Raw genomic sequence first — 413 nt, 5'->3', positions numbered from 1 at the left:
CACTGAGGCGCAGCCCGGGATGGATTCCCAGAGCGATATTGTCGAACACGCTCAGATGCGGAAACAGGTTGTGATCCTGAAACAGGATAGACAACGGCCGCTCGGCCGGATTCTGCCGGTCGATCACTTCACCGTTGATCCTCAGCTCACCACTGTCCGGCCGGAGAAAACCGGCGATCATGGCCAGCAGGGTACTTTTACCGGCTCCGCTGGGGCCGATCACCGCCAGAATATCGCCTTGCGCGACCGACAGATCAAAGCTGAGCTGCATCGGCTCCTGATTATGGTGACGGTAGCAATGGCTCAGTTGAGACAAAGAGAGCATAGGTGCAGTCATAAGTTATCCGTTAGCAGTGCGGGCAGACGAGGATGACCGGGACATTAGCAGGCTTTCCACCACAGTGAAAATGCCC

The 413-nt window shown here is 56.7% G+C and carries 1 protein-coding gene; it reads right to left on the bottom strand.

The window, feature by feature from the left end; all coding sequences use genetic code 11:
* On the bottom strand, positions 1 to 337 hold a 337-nt coding region (locus ACYP03_RS24300), incomplete at its 3' end, for an ATP-binding cassette domain-containing protein (protein ID WP_459782412.1).
* Positions 338 to 413: the final 76 nt, after the last annotated feature.

The sequence above is a fragment of the Photobacterium sp. R1 genome (assembly GCF_054600795.1).
Note: the sequence above shows the minus strand (reverse complement) of the source record. Positions and strands in the feature narration are given on the sequence as shown.